Genomic DNA, 17527 nt, shown 5'->3' with positions numbered 1-17527 from the left:
GCTAAATGTTGTTACTTTCACTTCATTAAATTAAAATGGAAACGGGGTGGCTCACGCGATTGAAAGCAGAGGGTTGCTATTCTGTTTCAATTCAAACCGTTATACCCACCTTCTCTTGTACTACTTCCTTTGTCTGAATGCCTGGAAAAATATAAATATCCACATCAAGCGCGTCAAAGCGGAATTTTTTGGCAAAATTAAGCCCGAAGCCTCCTAAAACCTAACGGCTACCTGCCTATTACCGTAAACCTATGAAGATATATACCAAAACCGGCGACCAGGGTACCACCTCGCTCGTGAACGGTACCCGCCTTAGCAAGGCCCACATCCGCATCGACGCCTACGGGACGGTGGACGAACTCAATGCCTACATCGGCTTGCTGCGCGACCAGCCCGTGAACGCGACCCGGCGCGATGTGTTGAAAGAAATCCAGGATCGCCTGTTTACCATCGGCTCGCACCTGGCTTCCGAGCCCGACAAGACCCGCAAAAAACTCCCCGACCTGCACGAAGCCGACAGTACCTTGCTGGAAAATGAAATGGACGCCATGGATGCTACCCTACCCCCCTTGCGGGCTTTCGTGCTGCCGGGCGGTCACGAATCGGTATCGTTCGGCCACGTGGCGCGGACGGTCTGCCGCCGGGCCGAGCGGGCGGTGATACACCTGCACGAGCACGAACCCGTGGAAGAGCAGGTGATCCGGTACCTCAACCGCCTCTCGGACTACCTCTTCATGCTCTGCCGCACCATGACGCAGGAATTGGGCGTAGAGGAAGTGACCTGGAAGCCGAGGGTTTGAGAAGTGTAATCCTGCTTGATCCAGTGAGTTTGGTGAGAAGTTAAATTCTCGCTATTTTTCGTCCAATGACCATCATATACCTGATTAATCTTTAAAATGCGACATTATGCAATTGGCTATCCTGCTTTTTATAACGTGGCTGTGGTTGGGTTTTCTTTTGGGAACCATAGTATTACCGGTTATTGCGCTGGTCGATATTTTAAAGCATAACTTTACCGGCTCCGATAAAATCATTTGGGTATTGATCGTCTTATTCCTCCCTTTTGTTGGTTCGATCCTGTACTTCGTAATTGGTTCAAAACAAAAAACAATTGAGTAAATGCAGACCTCGATCCAGAAGGGGCAAGATTTTTTTGTAGAAAAAGACACAGAATGAATAACAACGATACCCTACGCCGCCTCCGCTTTGCCTTCGATCTCGACGATCACAGCATGATGACGCTATTTAAAAAAGGGGGATACGAGGCGACCCGCGCCGAAGTCAGCAATTGGCTGAAGAAAGACGAGGACCCCGATTTTCAGGTACTGAAAGATGTGATGCTGGCGACTTTCCTCAACGGTTTCATCGTGGAGAAACGCGGCAAAAAGGACGGTCAGGACCCGATCGCGGAAAAACGGATGAACAACAACCTGGTACTGCGCAAACTGAAAATCGCGCTCAGCATGGATGATACCGACATGCTGGATACCTTCGCGTTGGTGGGTTTTCACATAAGTAAGCACGAGATCAGCGCTTTTTTCCGCAACCCCACTAACTCGCATTACCGCGCCTGCAAAGATCAGATCCTGCGTAACTTTTTGGTGGGACTGCAAATGAAGTACCGCCCAGGTCCCGGTGAAGATTCGGCGGAATAAAAAAGCGAAAGCTCCGCCCAAACGCGGAGCCTTCATAAATTCAGGAAAAGCCTAGAACTTACTTCTTCTCCGGCATCATAACTACCTTGATGAAGTTTTCGTCGTTGAAGTACTTCTGCGCGGCGGCTTTGGTACTGGCCACAGTCACTTCTTTCAGGTGCTTTTCTTCGTCGAACACCTCGTTCAGATCCTCATCTATGAAAAGGCTGGTGTCGATGTAGCTGAGCCAGAATGGGTTTGTTTTCATATCCACCTGCGTTTTGCGGCGGGTTTCGGCCACGAACTTCTCGATATCTTTGGCTTCGGCGCCGTTCTTTTTCAGCTTATCCACTTCCTCCATCGTACGCTTCACGAGCTTGTCCACGTTCTCGGGTGCACAGCCAAACTGAATCACGTAGCGATAATGCCCCGAGGGTACCTTGTCCGTTTTGTCCGACACGCTCACGCCATACACACCGCTTTCCTCCTCCCGCAACGATTCGATCAGTTTGATCTGCAACACTTCCTGCAAGGCTTCGATCTGCACGTTGTTTTCGGGATTATATTCGTACTCGCCGCTATACACCATCGTCACGCGGCTTTTGGGTTCGAGGCCCTTATAAATCGTTTTCTCGATGCGTCCTTTTGGCGGAAAAATGTTCGGATGATCATACGTATCATCGCGGTCGGTGGAAGGTAGCCCACCAATGTACTTCTCAATCAAGGGTTTGATTTCATCCACCTTGAACGCCCCCACGAACGTAAATACGAAATCGGAAGCATCCTTAAAGCGATCTTTGTAGATTTCGAGCGCCCGATCCAGATTCACCTTGTCTACGCGCTCGGGCGTCATGGGACGGCGGCGTGGGTCGTTGCTGGTCAGCACGGCCGTCAGCGTATCTGAGTATACCTTCTCGGGCGTCGGAGTTTTCATCATGTTCTCCAGGTAGGCCCGCTGATTGGTCAGAATACCCTGCACCACGGCTGCGTCCTTACGGGGCGCGGTGAAATAGGCGTACACCAGTTGCAGGGCCGTTTCCAGATCCTGCGGATTCGTGCTACCCGTGATGCCTTCGGTCAGCTCGCTGAGGTACGGATTCACACTCACGGTTTTTCCGGCCAGGTACTTCTGCAGCTGCGTTTGGCTGTAGGTACCTACCCCACCCGAACTTACCAGATAACTCGCGAAAGCATCCGTTTCGAGATCTTTGGGAAACAATGAGGTACCCCCTTTACCCGTGGCCTCAAACAGGATTTGATCGTTTTTGAAATCGGTTGGTTTCAGCAGTACCTTCACGCCATTGCCGAGGGTCAGTTCAGTGATGCCCAATTTTTCGTCCAGCTTCTTCTCCGATACCACCTTAGTACCTTTGGGCTCGGCGGGCAGCAACGGCGTATCCACGGCATCGTCCACGTAGGCGGTCACGTCTTTACCCGCCGAGGCGAGCAATTCTTTTACCTTGGCCTCGGTAGGTAGCTGGTCTTTGGCTTTTTCAGGGCCCAGAATCACCACCGCTCGGTTCTTGTCGGTGATGAATTGCCCGGCCAGCTTGTTGATTTCTTCCAGTTTGATGCCGTCCAGTTCTTTTTTGACAAAATCGGCATAAAACTCGATGCCCGTTGCGGCTCCCTCATTCAGGAAATTATCGATGTACTCCTGCACGTAGTTGTCCGAGCGCGTTTTGTCTTTTTCCTTTAAACTCCGCTCTATGCCGTTCAACAGCGATTTTTTGGCCCGATCCAGTTCCGATTCGGTAAAACCGAACTTCTGTACCCGGCTATTTTCGGTGAGCAGCGCCGTCAGCGCGCGCTCTACGCCTTCAGTGCTTTTGGCCAGCGCCACCGACGTGTAGGCGTCCAAATCGCCCAGAAACCCGCCGTAGCTACCCGTGCCGAACAGGAAGGGCGGATCGGCCTGTTGGGTAAGTTCCTGCATCCGGTTGCCCATCATTCCATTGAAAAGGCCGTAGGTCAGGTTGGTGCGGGCATCTTTCAGCGTTTTCTCCTTAAACTCGGGCTGCTTGTAAAAAACCTGGATCACATTCTGCGCCTGCTCGGGATCGGTGACGATGGCCACGTTGGTGGCACCATCCAGCGGAATCGTGTACTCGGTCCTTTTCTTCGGGCTTTTGGGCATCGGAATGCTGCCGAATTTATCTTTGATGATTTTCTCCACTTCGGCAGGATCAAAATCACCTACCGCGATCACGGCCATCAAATCGGGACGGTACCAGTCCTGATAAAACTGCTTGAGTACCTCGGGTTTGAAATTTTTCAGGATATCATCCTTACCAATCGGCAGGCGGTCGGCATACCGGGAGTTGTTCAGGATCATCTTGAAGTACTTGTCCCGCATCCGCTGCTGCGCGCCCCGGCCCGAGCGCGACTCTTCCAGCACCACGCCGCGTTCTTTGTCGATTTCGTCGGTGGCGAGCAGGGCCCCGTGCGCCCAGTCGTCGAGTACCTGCAGGCCTTTTTCGAGCAAACCCGCCGAGTCGGTGGGAATGGGCAGCATGTATACCGTCTCGTCAAAACCGGTGTAGGCGTTCAGGTCGGCCCCGAAGCGGACGCCCGTTTTCTGCAGGAAATCCACGAGCTCGTTCTTGGGAAAATTGGTGGTACCGTTGAAGCTCATGTGTTCCATGAAGTGCGCCAGTCCCTGCTGCTCGTCGTTTTCGAGAATAGAACCAGCCTTCACGACCAGTCTGAGTTCGGCGCGGTCTTTGGGTTCGGCATTCTTGCGGATGTAATAGGTAAGGCCATTGCTCAGTTGACCTTTTTTAACGTTAGGGTCAAAGGGAATGGGTTTCGAAAGGTCGGTTTGCGCCAGGACCGGCGTGGCGAACACCAGCAGGAACAACCCGACTTTTGTGGATAGTGAAAATTTCATGAATTCGTAAGTTAAGTTGGACAGGATATTTAAACGAAGAACGTAGTTAGTATATTGAAAAGCAAATCCTGGCCGGGCTACTTATTTTGCAGATCTGGCATCAGGCGTCAATTGCATCATTCGTCGCAGTTTATGCGTGATTTCCATCAGTTCAAAGGCACTTTCCACCCAAAACAAATCGTGTACCCTGGAAAGGTACCTTTCGCTGTTTTCGAGCAAAAGCTGGTCAATTTCCCGACGCCGGATGGCTAATTCGCCGTATGCGTTCTGCTCTATTTCATCTTGCTCTGTCTCAGTCCTCTCCTCATTCCCAATCAGCGAATCGACGCCCTGCAAGGCTTCCTGCAGGTACCCCTTCACGCGGCTATCACCCCACCGATAATCAGGGCATCTTTTCAGAAACGACCCCAGGCTGAGCAAAAGCGAAAGCTGGGTATAAATCAGCAGGGAAATCCGCTGAATGGTGGTCAGTACCTCCGTTTGTCCCGGCGATTCGATTTGGGCCAGTCGGTAGGAGTTCAGGAGGTCGTCCATTTTCAGGAATGCCTCTTTGCGGGCCAGTTTGTAGTTGGTGAGAGCCAGAGCATCGGCATCGACCTGGTCCAGCACATTTTTCAGCAGCGAACGGTCGGCCCGTAGGGACTCCTTCACCACCGTAGGTAGGTTTTGCACTTCCCAGTAAGGAAATACAAACCGGATCGATAGCCAGCACAAGCCCGCGGCCAGCACCGTATCCAGCAGGCGGTAAAAGGCAGCATCCATGAATTCCAGGTGCAGGTAGCTATAAAAAAAGAGGACGAACAGGGTAAAAAAACAGCTCGTAACCGCATACTGACGTTTGACAAATGAAAACGCAAAAAACTGTGACCCCAAAAAGATCGCCATACTCGCCAGGGTACCCGGCTGAAAAACGTAAAAGAGCCCCAGTCCCACCAAAACGCCCACCACAGTACCGTACACACGGTGGGCAAGCCGTTCTTTGGACAGGCTGAAGCCGGGTTTCAGAATGACCAGTACGGTCAAAAGCGCCCAGCTAGGGTACTCAAAGCCCAGGCCTACGGCCAGATAGTAGGCTCCTACGGCCGTAAGCGCCATGCGCAGCGCGTACCGAAAAAAGCCAGATTTGAACGAAAGATGGCTGCGCAGATAGTCCCAGCCGATGGTATCGCGGATCGCAAATTGCCGGATACGATCCGTAGCCAGGTCGAGCCGAGCGCTCCGGCGTGCCATCACATCGCGCATGTTGCGCAGCAGCAGGAGTTGTTGCTCGAAATACCGCTGCAGCCGGCGCAGTTGCCGGTACTCTTCCGCCGACTCCTGGCCCGAGGGCGTCCGCGCCTTCATGCCGTTCAGATACTCGGTCAATTGCTGTAGGGTACCTTCGGCATTTTCATCCTGCATCGGCTCGGCCAACGTCCGGTCCTCGTGCGCAATCTGTCTTTCCAGCTGCCGCAGCTGCGACACGACGTACTCGTTCAAAGTCCGGAGGAGCGGTACAGCGCCTTCCTCTTCGGCATGGTCGGGTACGGCCTGTAACGACCAGGCTGAAGCTGTCGCCAGCTCGATCAAATCCACCAGATTAGCCAGGAAATAGGTAGCCCTTCCCATGAAGGTTTCGGGATTGGTGATGTTCATGGGCTCACGCAGCAGCACTTCCCGGATTTGCTGATGCGATTCCACCACATCGGCCTGCCTGCGCGACAATACCAGCAGAGTTTCGGTACGTGAAACGTCCGGATCGAACAGAGCCGCCTGTCCGGCAAAGTAGTCGGCCGTAAGCCGCAGGCACTCCTGTAGCCGCCGGCGAAGTTGCCGCGGTCGCTGCAAAGGATGCAGCAGCAGCGCGTATAAAGTGTACCAGGCCGACCCCAGCAACAGGTAGCCCGCCTTGGGCAAGGCCGCGGCCCAGGTCGGGATGGTGTTGGCCATGCTCAGCCCGATCATCACCGACAGATTGAGCAACAGGGCTACGATGCTGAAATTGGAGCTGAAAGGCGATAGAAAATTCAGGATGAAAAGTGTCACGAACAACAGGATTCCGTTCAGGACAGGAAAGTCTTTCACCTGCGTGAATACCAGAAATATCAAAGCCGATAACAGGCCCGACAGCACCATAAAACCCAGTTTTTTAGGTAGGGCAATAGGAATATCGATGCCAAAAACGAAGGTAGAGCCCAATAACATAAAGATACCCAGCTCGTTGTACCCTAGTCCTGTCGCCACGAGCAGGGGCAAAGCCGCCCCAACCAGAAATCGGAAAGCGGACTCGGTATCTTCGGAGGTAATGTATTCCTTGAGCGTCATCGTAATTTTTATAAATGCAAGCACTTGATTCCAGGATGCAATGTCGGCCCTTAGCTATCTATAAAGGTACCTTGAACAATTCGTATTGGCTGGCAGCAACAGGCCTTATCGTAACTTCATCCGATAATCGTCTTCTTTCCAGCTATTTTTTGATATACTTGCCCTATATTTAAATTATTTTAATAATACCCGCTTCACGCACTGTGCAGCCTTTACGACGACCTATGAAAAAAGGACTTATTTTTCTGAATCTGATTACACTATTTTCCACTACACAGGCGCAGCAACACGCCGAACAGGACCATTCCAAATACGTTCCGCCCACCGATGAAAAGGTACAAGCCAAGCTAAGCCAGTGGCAGGATGTCAAGTTTGGCCTGCTGATGCACTGGGGTACCTATAGTCAGTGGGGCATCGTAGAGTCCTGGTCGCTGTGTCCTGAGGATGAAGGCTGGTGTGTGCGCCGCGGTCCGCATTCCCATGATTGGTTCGAATACAAAAAAGCCTACGAGAACCTGCAAACGACTTTTAACCCCACCCGCTTCAATCCCGAAAAATGGGCGCAGGCGGCCAAAAGTGCGGGTATGAAGTACGTCGTGTTCACTACCAAGCATCACGACGGCTTCTGTATGTTCGACACCAAGCAAACCGACTACAAAATCACTAGTTCCAAATCGCCTTTTGCCAGCAACCCGCGCAGCAATGTCACGAAGGAAATCCTGGCGGCTTTCCGGCAGCAGGGCTTCATGACGGGTACCTACTTCTCCAAACCCGACTGGAACGTGGATTCCTACTGGTGGCCCTACTTTCCGCCCAAAGATCGCAATTCATCCTATGACCCCAAGAAGTACCCCGAGCTCTGGAAGAAATTTCAGGATTTTACTTACAATCAGATCGAGGAACTCATGACCGGCTACGGCTCGGTGGACATCCTGTGGCTCGACGGTGGCTGGGTGCGGCCGTACAGCACCATCGACCCGAACATCAGCTGGCAGAAGGCCATTCCTTACGAGCAGGATATCGACATGGCGCGCATTGCCAAAATGGCCCGCCGCCACCAGCCCGGCCTGTTGGTCGTGGACCGCACCGTGACGGGCGAATTCGAGAACTACGTGACGCCGGAGCAGCAGATTCCCGATCAATACATGCCCATTCCGTGGGAATCGTGCATGACGATGGGTAGTTCGTGGTCGTACGTACCCAAGGAAAACTTCAAATCGGCCCGGCAACTGGTACATACCTTAGTCGATATTGTGGCCAAGGGAGGCAATTTACTGCTCAACATCGCGCCCGGCCCCGACGGCGAGTGGCACGACGAAGCGTACACGCGTCTGGCGGAAATAGGTACCTGGATGGATATGAATAGTGAGTCAATCTACGAAACCCGCCCGCTGGCACCGTATCGCCGGGGCAAATGGGCCTATACCCAGAAAGGCAAGTCTACCTACGCGACCTACCTGGCCGAAACGGGTGAATCGCTCCCCGGCCGTCTTAAGCCCGAGGGCGTCGATCTGCCCGCTGGTGCTCGGGTGAAGCTGCTGGGGAACGAGAAGAATCTAGCAGTCAAGGACGGTTTCATCGAGGTACCTGCCCGAGCGATTCAGACCGCAGGCCATCAGTATGCCTACGTCTTTCGCATCGATTCGTAGTTTTTCTGAAAGGTACCCTAAAAAGTACCTCGGAAATAATCTTTATATTTACCTGTTTCCTACGTTCCGACCGACCAACAACTCCAATGAAGAAAATTTTAATCGTAGTATTACTAGTAGCCAGTCAAACGCTTTGGGCACAGGTACCCCCCAAACCCTACGGACCCCTACCCTCGCCACGCCAGTTGGCATGGCACGAAGTAGAACAGTACGGACTAATCCATTTTACCCCTACTACATTTGAAAATAAAGAATGGGGCTACGGCGACGCTGACCCGAAGATTTTCAACCCCAAAGAATTCGATGCCGAACAGATCGTGCAAGCCGCTAAGGCGGGCGGCCTGCGGGGCATTATTTTCGTAGCTAAGCACCATGATGGTTTCTGTCTGTGGCCCACAAATACGACCGATTATAATATTACCAAAAGTCCTTTCCGCGATGGAAAAGGCGATATGGTGAAGGAAGTGGCCGACGCCGCCCGTAAGTACGGCCTGAAATTTGGTGTATACTGCTCGCCCTGGGACCGCAACAATGCCGCCTACGGTACCCCGGAGTACCTCGCCATCTACCGCGAGCAACTCCGCGAATTGTACACCAATTACGGTCCCTTGTTCATGTCGTGGCACGATGGAGCCAACGGCGGCGACGGCTACTACGGTGGCGCGCGCGAAAAACGCTCGATTGATAACACAACCTACTACCAGTGGGACGAAACCTGGACCAACCTGACCCGCAAGCTACAGCCCGGTGCCAACATTTTCAGCGATATCGGTTGGGACGTGCGTTGGGTAGGCAATGAAAAAGGTACGGCCGCCGAAACACACTGGGCTACCTTTACGCCCCAGCCGCCCAAGGGTGTCAACGAGGCCGTTCCCGGCCAGGCCAATTATGAGGATAGTCCCACGGGGATGCGTGACGGCAAGTTCTGGATTCCGGCCGAGTGCGACGTACCCCTGCGCAAGGGCTGGTTTTATCATCCCGATCAACAGCCTAAGTCGCCCGACGAGCTTTTTGATTTGTACCTGAAAAGTGTAGGCCGGGGTGCCGCCCTCGATCTGGGCCTGGCTCCCGATACGCGCGGCCTGCTGAGCGACGCCGATGTAGCTTCCCTAAAAACCTTTGGCGACCGCCTGCAAAAAACCTACGCCGTCAATCTGGCGCGGCCCGCCTATATCCGGGCCATCAATGTGCGGGGCTATAATTCGATCTATGGTACCAAGAATCTGGTGGATAATAACCCGGATACCTACTGGACCACCGATGAAGATTTTAAGAAATCGGAATTCACCGTTGAATTTTCCCAGCCCACGGACTTCGATCTGATCAGTATCCGGGAAAACATCAAATTCGGCCAGCGCGTGGAAGAATTTGCCGTGGATAGCTGGGAAAACGATGCCTGGAAAGAAATACATAAAGGTACCAGCATCGGTGCACGGCGTCTGATCAAATTCGATGCGCCTGTCACTACGACCAAGCTACGGGTACGGTTCACCAAAACGCCCGAAGTGGTGGTGCTGAGTGAGTTAGGGGTTTATAAGGTAGCGGAGTGATAAAGTTGTTGATTTCTCAAAGGAATTACCTCTAAATCTTACTTCAAAAGGACATCCTACCTAAACTTCTGCATGAATTATATTTTATTCCTTGATGAAAGCGGTGACCACGGACTTGCTAAGATTGATTCTGGTTTCCCCGTTTTTGTGCTCTGTGGGGTAATGTTCTCAGAAGAAAATTACACTCGTTTCAAATCTTCTATAAACCTTGTTAAGGAAGCGTTTTGGGCAGATAAGAAGGTTATACTACATTCAAGAGACATCCGAAAATGTGAGAAGGAGTTTCAAATTCTTCTTGACTACGATACTAAAGCCCGATTCTACTCTGAGCTAAACACTATTATGATAGAGCAAGATTATCGGATCATTGCTGCGGCTATTGATAAGCAGGCTCACATTAAGAAATATGGACGATTGGCTACTGGTCCATATGAGATAGCCTTATCTTTTATTATTGAACGGGCTATATTTTACCTCGATAGCATTTACGCAAACAGTAAGACACTTTCAATTGTAATCGAGAAAAGAGGGAAAAGGGAAGATGAAGCACTCAAATCGCATTTTTTGAAACTCAGAAGCCTAGGCACTTATTACGTGACTCCTGAGCGACTTGCTTCTTACGAGGTAGAAATCGAATTTAAGGATAAGAAAGACAACATAAATGGTCTTCAATTATCTGACTTGGTAGCCTATCCAATCGCAAGGTATGTAATGGATAAAGAGAGGGCTAATCCCGCTTTCGACGTAATTGTTCCTAAATTTTACACCAAAGCAGGGAAATGGCAAGGCGTTGGACTAAAAATATTCCCCTAAAAACAAATGAGTTAACTAGATAGTCTAGTTAACTCATTTGCCGACCGGGGACACCCCAATCCATTACAAATGTAATAGGTGACCTTGTAATATACAAATGATATACAAAAAATATATGTATAATATAAATGTATCACACCTCATACGTAAGGCTAATAACCTAGGTTAGTAGTACAAGCAGTTCAACAATTATACAAATCAGCCTTTCAACAACTACACCACCTCCACCACCACACCCTCACTCTCCACATAGGCCGTGCAGGTTAGCACCCAGCCCTGCGCCAAATCGCGATCGGTCAGCACATCGTTGATACTCATCCGTACGGTACCCGACCGGCAGAGGGCCGCGCAGGTGGCGCAGCGGCCGCCCCGGCAACTGTACGGAATCGGGATACCCTGCTCGAGGCCGGCTTGCAGAATGGTGGTGTAGGCAGGTACCTCCAGCGCATAGGTTTTTGATCGGAAAGTAAGTTGGATCGTGTGTGGCTCCGAATGCTTCGGTGGCGGCGGGGCGGGGTCTATTACGAAATTCTCTTTACGAATCTGATCGTCTTCAAAACCCATAAACCGAAGCGTAATCTCGGTCGTGCGCATCAATTCAAAGGGCCCGCATAAGAAAAAACGCGCCCGCTCGGCCGGGAAATGAAGGTACCTCCCAATCATGCGCTCCAACCGGAAATTGTTGATCCGGCCCCGCGTTCCCAGCCAGTCATCGGTCGGCTGACTCAGCACATGGACGATTTCCAGCCGATCAGGGTACCCCCGCTGCCACTCCGCCAACTGCCTGCCAAATATGATGCTCCGCTCCCGGCGACTGGCGTAAAGCAGCGTCACGCGGCTTTCGGGTTCGTTGGTCAGTACGTACTTAAGAATAGAAAACAAAGGGGTGATTCCGCTTCCTGCGCCAATCAATACCACATCGCGGGGCTGGCCTTCCGCAGGTTCCAGCACAAACCTACCCGCGGGCGGCAGGGCAGTGAGCCGGGTACCCACCTCCACGTGATCGTGCCAGTAACGGGATATTTCGCCATTCGTCACGCGCTTGATGGTAACGGCCGGAAACTCATCCACACCCGGTGTCGAGCTCATGGAGTACGAGCGACGTACCTCGTGTCCCTGGACATGCAGCAGAAAGGTAAGAAACTGGCCGGGTTCGTAGGATAAGGCCCCGCCCTCAGCCAGTTCGAGCACGAAGGTACGGGTATCGGAAGTTTCGGAAATAATGTTCCTGATGCGGAGGGAGAGCACATTTTCTTGCATGGGTACTATTTTTAATGGGCAATTTCATAACTTTAACGTACCGGCAACCAATCGCTTGCCTGCTGCCAGTCCGTGGGCTATTGGAGTAAAAATAGGGATTACCGGCATCCTTTTCAGGAGTTTCGACAAAAGAGTGGACCAATCGTATAAGAACTACACCGACAATGAGCTACTTCGTCTTATGCGCGAGCATGATGATGATAGGGCCTTTGATGCGTTGTATGGCCGCTATGTTCATACATTGCTCCATACGGCAGTGCGAAAAACCGGCGACAGCGCCGCTGCTCAAGATCTTGTGCAGGAGTTGTTTGTCAAATTCTGGCTCAACCGCCACACCTGTACCATTCATAAAACCGTAGCGGCTTATTTCAACGGGATGCTCCGGAACCTGATTATTACCCACTACCACCAGGAGCAGGCGCGGCAACCGACCGCCCTGGAATACGCCACGCAGCTTTCCGATAACATCACCGGTGAGCAAATCCAGTTCGACACGCTCAACGATCTGTACGAGCAATCGCTTCAGAAACTGCCTGAAAAATGTCGGGAGGTATTCGTTTTGAGCCGCAAAGGCTATAGTCAGAAAGAAATTGCCCGTTCGCTGGCGATTTCTGAAAAAACCGTCGAGGCTCACATTGGGAAGGCGCTCCGGATTCTGCGAATCGAGATGAAAGACTACATTGTTTTTGCCCTAATAACCAGCACCTTGGGCTCGCTCCTCTGATTTTTTTGTAAAATTTTCATTTCCGGATAAGGGATTTTGCCGCTATCTACAGACAGTAGTATATAGGTTGTACTTATCCGGGGGTTTATTAAACAAAAAAATGAAGGGAAAAGCTTTACCTGCCGATTTGCTCAAAAGGTACCTCACAAATACCTGCACCGAAGCGGAGCGGCGGGTGGTGGACGAATGGTACCTCCGGCTCGACCGGGAGCAGGAAGCTGCCCCTTTTTCCATCGATGAACACGCATTACTGCAACGCATTCGGGCGGACATAGCCCACACGTTGCCACCGCGTGAGGAGGCTCCTGTTGTTCCACTGAACAGACGGCGGTGGCTGTATCTGAGCGGGATTGCGGCAAGCCTGCTTCTGTTGCTGGGCGTAGGGTACCTTGCCTGGAATCGGCCGGCAACGGATTCGTCCTCCGCTGCGACATCGGGTACCCCGGACTGGACTGTTCATACCAACACCACCAAAAAAATCGAGCGCTACCTTTTTCCGGATCAGAGTGTAGTGTGGCTTCAGCCGGGCGCGCGGCTCTCTCATCCCGCTGCTTTTGCGCCCGCCCCCCATCGTGAAGTACGCTTTGCCGGAGAGGGATTCTTTGAGGTGGTCCGCGATACCCTGCATCCCTTCATTATTTATAGCGGCGCGCTCAAAACCCAGGTACTGGGTACGAGTTTCAATGTACGGGCCTACGAAAACGACTCCTCCTATCATGTATCGGTGCTAACCGGTAGCGTGGCCGTAAGCGCCCCGGCTTCTCCGACACACGATGAGGAGGTACTGGTACTAAAAACCAACGAGCAGGCCACCTACCAAAATGCCACCAGGAGCCTAACCCTTGAAACGGCTGCTGCGAAACCCGAAATAAAGCAAGCCTGGCGACCGGCATCCCTGGTGTTCAACGATACACCTTTGTCGGAAGCTGCGGCACAACTGCAAAAAGCGTTTCAGATACACATTGAACTGGCCAACCCGGCCCTCAATACCTGTCGGCTCACGGTCGATTTCAACAAGCAGCGACTGCCCGAAATTCTCAATATGATCAATACTTTGCTGGGGAGTACCTACGAGTTGGAAGGCGATACGATTCGTATTTTCGGCGATGGGTGTTCCGACTGATCCATGACAAAATCCTTAAACTCGCTATATGAATAAATAAAGATAATGCCAGTGCAGAGATGGTTAGCAAAAAAAATCGGAGATGCTACCAACATCCCCGATCCGAATGGCTAACTGTTGTTCCCCGGGTGAATTCGCCGGCCAGCGTAGCCCGGAAAACCTATTTCTAACCTTTAACCAATTCATTCTAAAAGTATGAAGAAACATCTGTATTCCAAACGTGGAGTCTTATTCACAATCATGAGAATTACCTTTTGTCAGCTGTTGTGTGTAAGTTTTATGTCGGCCATGGCGTACGCCCATACTGCGCCGGCGCAGGAACTCCTTGACCGGGGCGTCACCCTCAGTCTATCCAAAGCTACGCTTCGGGAGGCCCTCTCCCAGCTTGCGAACACCACGCAGGTCAAATTTGCGTATAGTCGCGATGTCATCCGGCTTTCCCAGCCGGTGGACATAAGCGCTCGGAAAGAACCTCTGTCTTCGGTACTGGACAGGCTGCTGCTACCGCTGCATATCGAATACCGGGTAGTAGACGACCAGATTCTGCTGTCGAAGTCGAAACGCCTGGCGATCAATACGCCCCGGCGCCTATTGGGTACTCGCCTTTCGGAGCGCGTGCAGCCGCTGGACGTTACAGTGACGGGTACCGTCACCGGAGCCGACAACAATCAGCCCCTCCCCGGTGTGAGTGTGGTGGTGAAAGGTACCAGTCTGGGTACCACCACCAATACTTCCGGGGTATACCAGCTGACCGTGCCCGGCCCCGGTTCCGTGCTGGTATTTAGTTTTGTGGGGTACCTCTCACGCGAAATCACGGTGGGCAACCGCCAGCAGCTTGACGTAAGTCTGGATGCAGACATCAAAGCATTGAGCGAGGTGGTCGTGGTAGGCTACGGTACGGTCAAGAAAAGTGACATCACAGGTTCGGTGTCGTCGGTGAGTGCGGAGGAAATGACCGCTTACCCGGCTACGGGGGCCGTGCAGGCTTTGCAGGGCCGGGCTGCCGGGGTACAGATTCAGGCCAACAACGGAGAACCCGGCGCGGCCTACAAGGTCAGGATCCGGGGGGGTACTTCGATCAACGCCAGCAGCGACCCCATCTACGTGGTGGACGGCTTCGTGGGCGGGGCCATTCCCCCTCCCGAAGACATCGAATCGCTGGAAGTACTCAAGGATGCGTCGGCCACGGCCATCTACGGTTCGCGGGGTGCCAACGGGGTCATCATGATCACCACCAAGCGGGGAAAATCCGGTAAGCCACGGATCGAACTCAATACGTCTATTTCGAGCCAAAACGAAATCAATCGGCTGGATTTGTTGAATGCCACCCAATTTGTCGATTACATTAAAGAGGCGCGGCCTACCTACACGTCGCCGGGAGCCAGCACCGACTGGCAAGACCAGATTTTCAGAACGGGCGGCATCCAGAACCACCAGCTTTCCATTTCGGGCGGCAGCGACGCCGTCAGCTACTACCTGTCCGGTGCCTTGTACGACCAAAAAGGCGTCATTCTGAACTCGGGCTTCAAGCGGTTTTCCGTCACCAGCAACGTGGAGGTGAAAGCCAATAGTAAGCTCAGGATCGGTCTCAACCTGTTTGCGCAGCGCAGTTCCAAGCAGCAGGCCTACACCCAGGAAGGTTCCGGGGGCCTGACGCCGGGTGTAGTGGCGGCGGCCTTCAAATTCGAACCCGATCAGACGATCCGCGATCCGCAAACGGGCCGCTTCACCGTTTCCCGCGTCAACGACCCAACCGACAATCCCTATGCCGTAGCCACCCAGCTACAGAATGAATCGGTGAACGACCGGGTTCAGGGCAACCTTTTCGCGGAATACGAAATCATCGACCATCTTAAGTTCCGCACTACTCTGGGAGCCACGACCAACAGCGGGCGGGCGGGGTACTTCGCTCCCACGACCCTCAATTCCGGACGCTCAGTTGGGGGGGAGGCGTCGGTCAGCGGTTCTAAAAGCACACAGTTGCTGAACGAAAACTACCTGACCTATTCCCGGATATTCGGCGGGATTCACGACCTCACCCTATTGGGGGGCTATTCCTACCAAAGCTCGTCGAGCGAAAGCTGGAGCGGCACCGGACAGTCGTTCATCACCGACGCCGTGTCGTACTGGAACCTGGACGGCTCGGCGGTGTGGCAAAGCCCCACTTCCGGCCTCACCGAGTCACAGATCAAGTCGTTTTACGCGCGCCTGAATTACTCCCTGCTGGACCGGTACCTGTTCACGGCCAATATCCGCCGCGACGGTTCGTCTAACTTCAGCCGGAACCATAAGTTCGCCACTTTTCCATCGGGCGCATTTGCCTGGAAAATGTCCAACGAACCCTTCATGCAAAACAGCAACCTCATCAGCCAGTGGAAGTGGCGGGTCAGCTACGGGTTGACGGGCAACCAGGCCATTTCGCCCTACCAAACCCTGGCGCGCTTCTCCAATGTATTCACCGTCATTGACGGGGTACCGGTCAACGCCGTGCGGCCCACCACCGTGGCCAACAACGACCTGACTTGGGAAACCACCGCTCAGTTTGACGTGGGGACGGACATCAGCCTTTTCAAAAACCGGATCAATCTGGTGCTGGACTACTACCGGATGGTCACCCGTGACCTGCTTTTCAGCGTTCAGTTGCCCCAATACTCGGGGTATGCCACCCAATTGCAGAACATCGGTTCGGTGGAAAACAAGGGATTTGAATTAACGCTCAACACCCGCAATCTGGTGGGTGACCTGAAATGGACCACGGACGTCAACTTCTCCATGAACCGTAACAAGGTACTCGCGCTGCCGGGCGGCACCGACCTGGAATACAGCGCCGCCCCCGGCCACCTGGTGGGGCTGGGCAACACCCATGTGTTGCGGGAAGGCTATCCGGTGGGTAGTTTCTTTGGCTGGATATACGACGGTGTGTACCAGGAAGGGGATACTTACCTGCCTGGTGGAGGTTTTGAACAGGCCGCCGGGGGCGAGAGGTTCCGGGATATCAACGAAGATGGTACCCTCAATAGCAACGACCGTGCTATCATTGGGAATCCCAATCCGGACTTCATCTGGGGACTCAATAACGAATTGAACTACAAGGGGTTTGATTTGAATTTGTTCTTTCAGGGCTCCCAGGGGAACGATATCCTGAGTTATTCGCTCATGGAACTCAACCTGCTGTCGGGCAACAACAACGCCACTACGGAGGCCCTCAACCGCTGGACTCCCACCAATACGAATACCGATGTTCCCAAAGCCTTTGCCGGCCGTTCCCGCCGGGTATCGACCCGCTGGATTTATGACGGCAGTTACGTGCGCCTGAAAAACCTGGCTCTGGGCTACAACTTCCCAACCTCCGTGATCAAGAAACTGGGCATGACCAAGCTGCGCCTTTACGCCAGCGCCCAGAATATACTGACTTTTACCAAATACCCGGGATATGATCCGGAGGTCAACTACGCTTCGTCGGGTGCCACCGATAGCAACCGCAACCTGGGCCTTGATTACGGTAGCTATCCTAATGCCAAATCTTATACCGTAGGCTTGAATATTGGCTTTTAATAATCTGATAAACAGAAAAAATAGC

12 protein-coding genes are annotated in these 17527 nt (G+C 52.7%); 9 read left to right on the top strand and 3 right to left on the bottom strand.

Annotated elements, in window-relative coordinates:
* Positions 1-251: 251 nt before the first annotated feature.
* From GBK04_RS16705 to GBK04_RS16695, 3 genes are all read left to right on the top strand, one after another.
* Positions 252-800 (top strand): cob(I)yrinic acid a,c-diamide adenosyltransferase, encoded by a 549-nt coding sequence (locus GBK04_RS16705; RefSeq protein ID WP_152761590.1) that lies wholly within the window; start codon positions 252-254, stop codon positions 798-800.
* Between the two features lie 106 nt (positions 801-906).
* On the top strand, positions 907-1119 hold the full coding sequence (locus GBK04_RS16700) for a PLDc N-terminal domain-containing protein (RefSeq protein WP_152761588.1): 213 nt from the start codon (positions 907-909) through the stop codon (positions 1117-1119).
* Between the two features lie 53 nt (positions 1120-1172).
* Complete coding sequence (locus GBK04_RS16695) at positions 1173-1655, top strand: YehS family protein (protein ID WP_152761586.1); 483 nt, start codon at positions 1173-1175, stop codon at positions 1653-1655.
* A 58-nt stretch (positions 1656-1713) separates the two neighbouring features.
* Here GBK04_RS16695 and GBK04_RS16690 read toward each other — a convergent pair whose 3' ends face one another.
* Together GBK04_RS16690 and GBK04_RS16685 are read right to left on the bottom strand one after the other, a co-directional pair.
* The gene (locus tag GBK04_RS16690; RefSeq protein WP_152761584.1) at positions 1714-4524 is read right to left on the bottom strand and encodes a M16 family metallopeptidase; all 2811 of its coding nucleotides are present in this window, start codon (positions 4522-4524) and stop codon (positions 1714-1716) included.
* An 81-nt stretch (positions 4525-4605) separates the two neighbouring features.
* Positions 4606-6828: an FUSC family protein gene (locus GBK04_RS16685; RefSeq protein WP_152761582.1), complete on the bottom strand. Its 2223-nt coding sequence runs from the start codon at positions 6826-6828 to the stop codon at positions 4606-4608.
* A gap of 224 nt (positions 6829-7052) precedes the next feature.
* On the opposite strand from GBK04_RS16685, the gene GBK04_RS16680 reads away from it, so the two are divergent.
* From GBK04_RS16680 to GBK04_RS16670, 3 genes are all read left to right on the top strand, one after another.
* Positions 7053-8477 carry an alpha-L-fucosidase gene (locus GBK04_RS16680; protein WP_152761580.1) on the top strand — a complete coding sequence of 475 codons (1425 nt, stop codon included), beginning with the start codon at positions 7053-7055 and terminating at the stop codon, positions 8475-8477.
* A gap of 86 nt (positions 8478-8563) precedes the next feature.
* Positions 8564-10027, top strand: coding sequence for an alpha-L-fucosidase (locus GBK04_RS16675; RefSeq protein WP_152761578.1), 1464 nt, complete (start codon positions 8564-8566; stop codon positions 10025-10027).
* Positions 10028-10099: 72 nt separating this feature from the next.
* On the top strand, positions 10100-10840 hold the full coding sequence (locus GBK04_RS16670; protein WP_152761576.1) for a DUF3800 domain-containing protein: 741 nt from the start codon (positions 10100-10102) through the stop codon (positions 10838-10840).
* 213 nt (positions 10841-11053) lie between these two features.
* Here GBK04_RS16670 and GBK04_RS16665 read toward each other — a convergent pair whose 3' ends face one another.
* On the bottom strand, positions 11054-12100 hold the full coding sequence (locus tag GBK04_RS16665) for a 2Fe-2S iron-sulfur cluster-binding protein (protein WP_152761574.1): 1047 nt from the start codon (positions 12098-12100) through the stop codon (positions 11054-11056).
* 133 nt (positions 12101-12233) lie between these two features.
* On the opposite strand from GBK04_RS16665, the gene GBK04_RS16660 reads away from it, so the two are divergent.
* From GBK04_RS16660 to GBK04_RS16650, 3 genes are all read left to right on the top strand, one after another.
* On the top strand, positions 12234-12824 hold the full coding sequence (locus GBK04_RS16660; protein ID WP_373331054.1) for an RNA polymerase sigma-70 factor: 591 nt from the start codon (positions 12234-12236) through the stop codon (positions 12822-12824).
* Between the two features lie 100 nt (positions 12825-12924).
* Positions 12925-13947 (top strand): FecR family protein, encoded by a 1023-nt coding sequence (locus GBK04_RS16655; protein WP_152761571.1) that lies wholly within the window; start codon positions 12925-12927, stop codon positions 13945-13947.
* Between the two features lie 240 nt (positions 13948-14187).
* Positions 14188-17502 carry a TonB-dependent receptor gene (locus GBK04_RS16650; protein ID WP_373331053.1) on the top strand — a complete coding sequence of 1105 codons (3315 nt, stop codon included), beginning with the start codon at positions 14188-14190 and terminating at the stop codon, positions 17500-17502.
* The last annotated feature ends 25 nt before the right edge of the window (positions 17503-17527 follow it).

Origin of the sequence: Salmonirosea aquatica (genome assembly GCF_009296315.1) — a bacterium.
In the GTDB taxonomy this organism is placed as follows: domain Bacteria; phylum Bacteroidota; class Bacteroidia; order Cytophagales; family Spirosomataceae; genus Salmonirosea; species Salmonirosea aquatica.
This window is presented reverse-complemented; position numbering and strand designations above follow the sequence as displayed.